This is a genomic window from Janthinobacterium sp. ROICE36 (genome assembly GCF_002869965.1).
In the GTDB taxonomy this organism is placed as follows: Bacteria; Pseudomonadota; Gammaproteobacteria; order Burkholderiales; family Burkholderiaceae_D; genus Janthinobacterium.
In genome coordinates this window covers 1-7,681 of record NZ_PEBS01000127.1, presented here as the reverse complement: position 1 = coordinate 7,681, position 7,681 = coordinate 1, and the positions used below count along the sequence as shown (strand labels likewise).

8 protein-coding genes and 1 pseudogene are annotated in these 7,681 nt (G+C 63.1%); 3 read left to right on the top strand and 6 right to left on the bottom strand.

Annotated elements, in window-relative coordinates:
- Positions 1-189 precede the first annotated feature (189 nt).
- Positions 190-396, top strand: a complete 207-nt coding sequence (locus CSZ94_RS26435) for a hypothetical protein (RefSeq protein WP_102124226.1) — start codon at positions 190-192, stop codon at positions 394-396.
- Positions 397-409: 13 nt separating this feature from the next.
- On the opposite strand, the gene CSZ94_RS26430 is transcribed toward CSZ94_RS26435, so the two are convergent.
- Genes CSZ94_RS26430 through CSZ94_RS26420 form a run of 3 tightly spaced genes read right to left on the bottom strand, consistent with a single transcriptional unit; the run spans position 410 to position 3,515 of the window.
- Complete coding sequence (locus CSZ94_RS26430) at positions 410-1,231, bottom strand: ferritin-like domain-containing protein (protein ID WP_102124225.1); 822 nt, start codon at positions 1,229-1,231, stop codon at positions 410-412.
- 20 nt (positions 1,232-1,251) lie between these two features.
- Complete coding sequence (gene dsdC, locus CSZ94_RS26425) at positions 1,252-2,184, bottom strand: DNA-binding transcriptional regulator DsdC (protein ID WP_102124224.1); 933 nt, start codon at positions 2,182-2,184, stop codon at positions 1,252-1,254.
- Positions 2,184-3,515: a D-serine ammonia-lyase gene (locus tag CSZ94_RS26420; RefSeq protein WP_102124223.1), complete on the bottom strand. Its 1,332-nt coding sequence runs from the start codon at positions 3,513-3,515 to the stop codon at positions 2,184-2,186. Before CSZ94_RS26420 ends, dsdC begins: the two co-directional genes overlap by 1 nt.
- Positions 3,516-3,836: 321 nt before the next feature.
- Here CSZ94_RS26420 and CSZ94_RS28210 point away from each other — a divergent pair, with 321 nt between their 5' ends.
- Positions 3,837-3,992 carry a hypothetical protein gene (locus CSZ94_RS28210; RefSeq protein WP_180977642.1) on the top strand — a complete coding sequence of 52 codons (156 nt, stop codon included), beginning with the start codon at positions 3,837-3,839 and terminating at the stop codon, positions 3,990-3,992.
- 496 nt (positions 3,993-4,488) lie between these two features.
- Here CSZ94_RS28210 and CSZ94_RS26410 read toward each other — a convergent pair whose 3' ends face one another.
- The 3 genes from CSZ94_RS26410 to CSZ94_RS26400 all read right to left on the bottom strand — a co-directional run bounded on the left by CSZ94_RS26410 (position 4,489) and on the right by CSZ94_RS26400 (position 7,365).
- Positions 4,489-6,567 carry a TonB-dependent receptor gene (locus CSZ94_RS26410; RefSeq protein ID WP_102124221.1) on the bottom strand — a complete coding sequence of 693 codons (2,079 nt, stop codon included), beginning with the start codon at positions 6,565-6,567 and terminating at the stop codon, positions 4,489-4,491.
- Between the two features lie 89 nt (positions 6,568-6,656).
- Entirely contained in the window at positions 6,657-7,052 is a 396-nt protein-coding gene (locus CSZ94_RS26405; RefSeq protein WP_102124220.1) for a DUF2946 domain-containing protein, read from the bottom strand.
- A gap of 55 nt (positions 7,053-7,107) precedes the next feature.
- A complete protein-coding gene (locus CSZ94_RS26400) occupies positions 7,108-7,365 on the bottom strand; it encodes a hypothetical protein (RefSeq protein ID WP_374703606.1) in 258 nt (85 codons plus the stop codon).
- A 168-nt stretch (positions 7,366-7,533) separates the two neighbouring features.
- Here CSZ94_RS26400 and CSZ94_RS29060 point away from each other — a divergent pair.
- Positions 7,534-7,681, top strand: a pseudogene (locus CSZ94_RS29060) (IS5/IS1182 family transposase); the annotation flags it as partial.

Sequence of the window (7,681 nt, the reverse complement as noted above, 5' to 3'; positions counted from 1 at the left end):
GTGTATCGATGGTTTGCGACCGGACCCTTCGTTCCAGTTCGGCACGGTCTTCCTCGCTCAATATAATCGGCGCCGCAGTCAGCATTGCTCACCTCATCTCAAACTCAATATGTAGATGATAGCGCAGTCTTTAAATAGTGCAACCATTTCGCAAGCAGTACACTAGCGTGGATCGCGGCGAACCGCGCCATGCTGGCCCAGGAAGCGGCGTCGTCCAGCACGCGTATCGTCTACATCGGCCCAAGCTTCATCAAGCTGGCCCTCGTCGACGGACGTTTTTCCGCCGCACCGGCCGACAAGATCCCGGGCGCGGGCGCCTGGCTCAAGCCCATCAAGGTGCATATCGAAGCGGGACACCTGAGCCACTGGCACATCAGCCTGACGGCCCATCCGTGACGCCGCGACAGATTCAGGCGGGCAAGTCGGACAGTTCCAGCTCCGAAAACCCGGCCCGGCGCCGCGCTTCCAGGTTGAACGGGCCGCGCAGGGTGGGCGCTTCGTAGCGCAGCGCCAGTTCGGCGTACGTGGCGCGCAAGTCCAGGCCGCGCTGCTGGCACAGGTAGCCGTACCAGCGGTTGCCGATCTCCACATGCCCCACTTCATCGCGCAAGATGATGTCGAGGATGGCGGCGGCGGCCATGTCGCCCGCCTGCGCCAGCTTGGCGCGCAGCGGCGGAATCGCGTCCAGGCCCCGCGCTTCCAGGGTGCGCGGCACCAGCGCCATGCGCGCCAGCACGTCGCCGCGCGTCTTGTCGACCATTTCCCACAGGCTGTCGTGGCCGGGAAAGTCGCCATACGTGTGGCCCAGCACCTGCAGATGCGCCTGCAGCATGGCAAAGTGCGTGGCTTCCTCTTGCGCCACGCGCAGCCAGTCTGTGTAGTAGTCAAAGGGCAGGTCCGGGAAGCGCCACAGGGCGTCCAGCGCCAGGTTCATCGCATTGAACTCGATATGCGCGAGCGCATGGACCAGCATGGCGCGCCCTTCCGGCGTGATCATCGAGCGCCGTCCCACCAGGCGCGGCGGCACCAGTTCCGGCCGCTCGGGCCTGCCTGGCACGGGGCCGGTGGGCGCCAAAGGCTTTTGCGCATCGAGCGCGACTGGCGCCCCGGCCATGGCGGCCACCATCGCCACCTTGGTCGCCGGGTCCGGTTCCAGCAGGCAAGCCAGCGCTGTTGTGCGTAACTCGCGCAATTGCGCTGGCGCGGTGGGGGTCGATGGGGATGGCTGCATGGAAAATCTTTCGTGCGCGTTTACAATGAGGGCTGCAGTGTATCAAGTGCCTGCCCCACGAGCCAGTCCAGCAGCGCTTGCACTCTCGCCGGCAGCGCGGCGCGTCCGCTGTGCACGAGGTAATACGCCTGCGGGCTGGCCAGGGCAAAGCCGCCGAAGGGCAAGACCAGTTGGCCGCTGGCCAGCCACGGCTGCACCAACTGGCGCCGGCCCATGGCCACGCCCGCGTGGTGGATGGCCGCCTGCGCGCACAGGTCGGCGCGGTCGAAACGCAGGCTGCGCGCGGGCAAGTTCAGCTCTGGCGCCTGCCCGTCCAGCCACAGCCGCCATTCGGCATCGGGCGCGCAGGCGGGCCAGGCCAGGGTGTCATGCAGCACGGTCGCTTCCATCAACTTGTGTGGCGCGTCCTGCAAGCCGTATCGCCGCGCATAGTCAGGGCTGCAGACGGGCGCCAGCCATTCATCCATCAGCTTGCGCGATGCCAGGCCGGGAAAGCTGCCGTCGCCATAGTGCAAGGCCAGGTCGACCTGGCCGGCGCGAAAGTCCACGCTTTCATTGCCCACGCGCAAGTCAAGCGACACCTCCGGATACTGCGCAGCGAAGCCTGCCAGGCGCGGCACCAGCCAGCACTGGGCGATGGAGGGGCGCGCATGCACGGTGATGCTGCCCGCCAGCGTATCGCCGCCGCCAATGGCCGCATGCAGGCTGTCCCAGCCGGTTTGCAGGGCGACAAAGATGCGCTCGCCGTCCCGCGTCAATTTTACTTGCCGCGTCAGACGTTGAAACAGCAGCAAGCCCAGACTCGCTTCCAGGCGGGCGATGCGGTGGCTGACGGCGCTGGGCGTGAGCGCCAGTTCCTGCGCGGCCAGCGCGAAACTGCCATGGCGCGCCGCCACGAGAAACGTGTGCAGGTTGGCGAACTGGCTGGCCGTCAGCGGCGCACCGGCTGGCATCAAGCGTCTCCTGCCGCCAGCAGGCTGCGACCGCGCGCCACGTAAGCCGCCATCTCTTGCTGCGGCACCATGCTGCCACCCGTGCCCCACACCAGGTGCGTGGCCGTTTCCAGGTGCTGCTGATATTGTGGCGCCGCCAGCACGGGAGGAATACCCGCGAAACCGGCCACGGCGGACGGTTCCAGGCGCAAGCCCTGCGTTTGCTCAAGCAGCGCCAGCAAGCGGTACAGTTCTTCATCGGTGACGGTGGCGTAGCCGTCGATCAGCCGCTGCATGGCGCGCCCGACGAAGCCGGACGGGCGTCCCACGGCCAGGCCATCGGCGGCCGTGAGGTTGTCGATGCCGATTTCCTGCACGCTGATGCCTTCATGCAAGCCCGTGTGCACGCCCAGCAGCATGCACGGCGAATGGGTCGGTTCGACGAACACGCAGTGGACATGGTCGCCAAAGGCCAGCTTCAAGCCAAAGGCCACGCCGCCGGGGCCGCCGCCCACGCCGCACGGCAAGTACACGAACAGGGGGTGATCTGCATTCACCGCGACGCCGTTTGCGGCGAACTGGGCTTTCAGGCGCTCCCCCGCCACCGCGTAGCCGAGGAACAAGTCGTGCGAGTTTTCATCGTCGACGAAGTGGCAGGTCGGATCATTCTGCGCCTGTTTGCGCCCCGCTTCCACGGCCACGCTGTAGTCGGTCGCGTATTCGACCACCGTGACGCCATGGCTGCGCAACGTATCCTTCTTCCACTGGCGCGCATCAGCCACCATGTGGACAGTGGCGCGAAAGCCCAGGCGCGCGCTCATGATGCCGATCGACAAGCCCAAATTTCCCGTGGAACCGACGGCGATCGCATACTGGCCGAAAAACGCCCGTACGGCATCGCCGGCCAGCAAGCTGTAATCATCGCCCTCCTTCAGCAGCCCCGCATCGAGCGCCAGCATTTCCGCGTGTTTCAGCACTTCATAGATGCCGCCGCGCGCCTTGATCGAGCCGGAAATGGGCAAATGGCTATCCTGCTTGAGCCACAGCTGGCCGCTCGGCATGCCTGACGCCAAACCTAGCGCCGCCTGCATGGCAGGCAGCGGCACGACGGGCGACTCGATGACGCCGCCGCTGGCCTGCGTTTCCGGGAATGCCTTGGCCAGGTAAGACGCAAAGCGCGCCAGGCGCGCGCTGGCGTCGGCCACGTCATCCGCCGTCAAACCCACGTCGTTCAAGGCCTCGGCCGCCGGCGCGATGGCGGGATTGAACCAGCTCAAGGGCTGCAAGGCCATCAATTCTGTCATCAGGGGAAATTTTTCGCGCAGTGCGGCGATGGCGGGAGTGGGCAGCATGGCAAGCTCGTGAAGGATCAAGCCATGATTAGACCGCATCCGGGCGCCTATGGCAAAGGATGGTTGATCAGGCTATGGGTGACGGGAGATCATGTATCGCGCAGTCATCTCCAGGCACGAGCTTAGCCCATAGTTAAATTTAATTCCTGAATGCACTATCGATTAAAGAAAAATTTCCACAAAGGCATAAAAATAAGTTATCTTTAAGGCAAATAAAAGGAGACATTTTTTCTCTTTACGACCGAGGCAAAAATGCACTCCAGGAACAACAAGGCCACATATACAAATATCGATATGCTTGACTGTGCAAGGCAGGATGACTTGACGGCTCAAAAGGTCGAGGTCGGCATTATTTTCCAGGAAATGCTCGATACTGCCACGGCCGCCGCCTACCTTGCCAAGAACAGGGTACCGATCGCCACCGCGCTGCGCGTCCTGACGGGGTCACGGCGAAAAAAGAGCGGAGACGGCAATTGATGGCTCTGTGCCGGATTAGCTGGGGCAGCCTGCTTGAACAGTTCAGTGTTGCACAGGAAGAGTAGCCACTTCATACCACACCCGCAAACCTCGCTCAACCTGCAGGAACTTCATCCAGCCCCCGGTTTCCGTGATGGTTTCGATGCAGACAGGACGAATGCCCGTTCGTAGCAGCCATTCATTTGCCAACACCAGCGATCTGTCCATGCCATCGGAAGAAGGACTGCCCCGGGTAGTCGAACGACAATCTCTGAACGCGATCATGTACACCTTTTTATTCAGTCAGCATCATTTCAGCAGATAAGGCCTTCAGCCTGCGCTGTCCCACGCACGTGCGCCATCGGCCTGAAGCAGGCGCAAGAGAGAATAGCAGTTTACCTAAAAGAAACATGCACACATAGTCACGCATACCTCGCGTTCGCGATGCGGCGATTTCACCGGGCGCCTTCCGCTTCCCCTGTCGGGAGCAGGAAAGCGCCCTTGCTGATGGCCTGCCTTAGAATGTCAGTTGCAAGCCCACATCGATCGACCGGCCCTCGGCCGGCAAGGCTCGCATCGCGCCGCCCTGTGCCTGCAGGCCCGACAGGTAAACGCCACCGAGCGGGTCCGCATACGCGCGGTTGAACAGGTTGCTCACGCCCGCACTCAGGCTGGCCATCTTGCTCAACGCCACGCTGCTGCGCAGGTTGACGAGCGCATAGCCGCCCGTCGCGGGTTCGAAGCGGCGCGCATCGACCTTGTCCTTGCGGGCAACGATCTTCGTTTCGATGCGGCTGCTCCAGGCGCCCAGCTTGTGCTCGACGGCCAGCAAGGCGTTGAACGGCATCATGCGGTACAGGTCGCCACCATCGCTGCGCTTGCCCCGCGTGTAGGCGGCATTGCCCATGGCCATGAAGCGGCCCCAGCGCGCGCTACTGGCCAGCGGCAACTGCCATGCCAGATTGGCGCCATACAACTTGGCGTCGTGGTTGGCGAAGCGCAGCAAGTTGCCGTTCGCGCCCATCTGCATATACGGGTGGAAAGGCGCCAGCACGTCGACGTCGATGTAATTGTCGACCTTGCTGTAGTAGGGGTTGACGCGCAGAAACCAGCCCTCCTCGCCGCCGCCATGCCAGTCGGCCGTGAACGCCGCCGTGTAAGCCGTCTCGGGCTTGAGGTCGATATCGCCCACATAGCCGTTGCCGTCGCCAAACCAGTTGGTCATGGTCATGGCCATCGAGCCGCGGCCCCACGAGTAACGCTCGTACAGATTCGGCGAGCGCACCTTGCGCGCCAGTGCGAATTCATAGCTGCTGGCAGTGTCCGGCGTGAAGGTGGCTTGCGCCGTGGCATCGATATTCGTGTCGCGCTGGCTGCGGCTGCGCGCATTGAAGGCCCTGGCGGCCATCACGTCCGGCATGTTCATCATATTGGTGCCATACGATTGCACGTCGCCCGAGTCCATGCGCACGGATTCGCCACGCAAGCCCAGCACGCTGCTCCAGCGCGCATCGTGGCGCGTTGCCAGTTCGCCCAACAGCACGGTGCGGTCGCGCTTGCCGTCGTTGATGTTCAGGTAAGTGCGCGGACCCATCATCATGGAACCGGGCACGGCCGGCCAGTAATCGTCGAGGCGGAAACCGTGCCACTCCTGACCCAGGCGCAACTCGCCCGCAGCGGTCGGCAAACTGGCCATCAGCGCATAGCCCGTGTTGCGCCCGTGCGTGAGCATCGGCATCGTGCCCGTGCGCTCGGGCGTGAAAAAGCCCATTTCATGGTCCGTCTGTTGCCAGTAGGCGCGCGCGTCAAACACCCCCCAGGCAAATGCGCCCTGGTAGGCGAGATTGGCGAACTGGCCGTGGTTGTCGGTCATGTCCATGTACTGGTTGGGAAAGCCCTGGTACGGGATGTGCTGCACGCCGGCGCGCAGGGTCAGTTGCTGACCCTGGCCTTTCGCCGCCAGCACGATGGCCTCGTTGATGCTCTCGAACAGGCTGCCCAGCACCTTGCGGCCATGACCATCGTCATAGCTGTGGCCGCGCGTGTAAGCACCGCTGTAGCCGATGCTCAAGGTGTCGCTGGCGGCCGAGGCATGCACGCTGGTCGCCACGCTATTGTTGACGCTGCGGCCCGACACGGCAAAGCTGCCTTGCGTCAGCAGCGCCGCGCCAGGCTGGGCAAACACGGGTGCGTTTGACTGCACTTCGATGGTGCCAGCGATGCTGTCGCCGCCCGCGCTGACTTGTGTGACGCCCGCGATCAGGCGTATGCGCTGCACTTGTTGCGGATCAATGTAGGACAGCGGCGCATTCATATGATTGGCGCAAGCCGACGTCAATTCCATGCCATCGATGCGAATCTTGATGCGGTCATCGGCAAAGCCATTGACCACTGGCAAGCCGGACACGCCGCCGCCCGCCGCCACGCTGTAACCGGGCGTGCTCGACAGCATTAAGGCCGTGTCGGCGGCGGGCCGGTAGCCGTCACCGATGGCTGTCACAATGACTTTCATCTCGGGCAAAACATCTTCAGCGCGCGACTGCGCCACGGCGGGCATGGCGATGGCGAGGGAAATCAATAACGGTAAATGTTTCATGGTGCTGCTTTCAGATTCTGTAGAGGTAAGACGAACAAACGCAAGCGCACGATACGCGCGGCGCAAGGCAGTTCAGGGCGAGGGACAGATCAGAAAGCGGCGGGCGGGCCACGGGGCTGGACGGGCGTCCAGGCGAACAGGGGCGTGGCGGACTGGTAAAACAGCTCGGGCAGCAAGCCCGTGAGGATTTCTCCGGAAGCGAGCACCAGGGAGGTAGGCGGAATCCATAAAGTGTCAGCATGCATGCTGCAGCAGGGGCAATCGCCCATGCGCATGCTGCCCTTGGAGGTATCGGGCGCATCCGTGGAGAGTGGCGCGGGCAGCATGGTCATGCCGCCCGCCACCGAGCAGATTTCCAGGCTGGGCACGGCCATGCCGCTGGCGACCGTCAGCGCGCGCGACACCGTAGGGGCGAGCGTGGCCAGGAAGATGGCGAAACACGCGATCCACAGGACGATGCTGGCCTTGCCTTTGCTGATAAACATGGCAACATTGTATCAGGGCAAGCACCCTGCGCACAGGGCGCAGGTCAAAGCTTTCTTACAAATCCACCTTCATCGACAGCTTGATGGCGCGCGGGGCGCCAGACGCCAGACGCGTGCCGGCGCCCGCCCAGTAGCGCTTGTCGGCTGCATTTTCCACGTTCAGCTGCCACACGACGGCTTTGTTCATTACCGCGCTGGCATAGCGGGCGCCGGCACTGAAGAGTGTCACCCCGCCCAGGAAAGCCTGGTTCAGGTCGTTGACGGGACGGGCGCTGTAGTAATACGCGCCGCCATTGACGGACAGACCCGGCACGGCGTCGAAGGCATAGGCGAGAAAGGCGCTGGCCGTGCGTTTCGACGCGTTTTCCGGCGCCTTGCCATTGTAATCGGCGTTAACAGGGTGTTGAATTAATCGCCGTGCCCGTCAACCATCACGGGCCGGTAAACGTTGTTTCATCAGCCCCACTTTCCCACCGCCATCATGCGCAAGACCGACGTCACCCAGCACTCTCTGTACAGTTACCGCTCGTTGGAGGAACGCATCCCGGATGCGCATCCCTTGCGCAAATTGCGAGTACTGGTCGATGCCATCCTGGCCAACATGAACGATGATTTCCAGGCGCTGTATT

Coding starts and splice junctions, on each gene's coding strand:
- CSZ94_RS26410 (WP_102124221.1), bottom strand. CDS start 6,567: ATGAAACATTTACCGTTATTGATTTCCCTCGCCATCGCCATGCCCGCC.
- CSZ94_RS26430 (WP_102124225.1), bottom strand. CDS start 1,231: ATGCAGCCATCCCCATCGACCCCCACCGCGCCAGCGCAATTGCGCGAG.
- CSZ94_RS26435 (WP_102124226.1), top strand. CDS start 190: ATGCTGGCCCAGGAAGCGGCGTCGTCCAGCACGCGTATCGTCTACATC.
- dsdC (WP_102124224.1), bottom strand. CDS start 2,184: ATGCCAGCCGGTGCGCCGCTGACGGCCAGCCAGTTCGCCAACCTGCAC.
- CSZ94_RS26420 (WP_102124223.1), bottom strand. CDS start 3,515: ATGCTGCCCACTCCCGCCATCGCCGCACTGCGCGAAAAATTTCCCCTG.
- CSZ94_RS26405 (WP_102124220.1), bottom strand. CDS start 7,052: ATGTTTATCAGCAAAGGCAAGGCCAGCATCGTCCTGTGGATCGCGTGT.